At 69.8% G+C, this 275-nt stretch carries 1 pseudogene; it reads right to left on the bottom strand.

The features are described from left to right. A pseudogene (locus SB816_RS31470) lies at window positions 1-275 on the bottom strand (leucyl aminopeptidase); the annotation flags it as partial.

Below are 275 nucleotides of genomic sequence, written 5' to 3' on the forward strand. Positions count from 1 at the left end.
GCCCGGCGCGGTCGATCAGGAATTGCGCGAGCAACGGCACCGGACGGCCCGTCGCGCCCTTCGCCGCGCCGCTCTTCCATGCGGTGCCGGCGATGTCCAGGTGCGCCCACGGGTAGCTTTCGGTAAAGCGCGACAGGAAGCACGCCGCCGTCACGGCGCCGGCCGGCCGGCCGCCGATGTTCGCGATATCGGCGAAATTCGACTTCAGCTGATCCTGGTACTCGTCGTCGAGCGGCATGCGCCACGCCGCATCGTTCGCTTCGCGCGATGCGTCG

Origin of the sequence: Achromobacter sp. SIMBA_011 (assembly GCF_046535435.1) — a bacterium.
In the GTDB taxonomy this organism is placed as follows: Bacteria; Pseudomonadota; Gammaproteobacteria; order Burkholderiales; family Burkholderiaceae_B; genus Achromobacter; species Achromobacter dolens.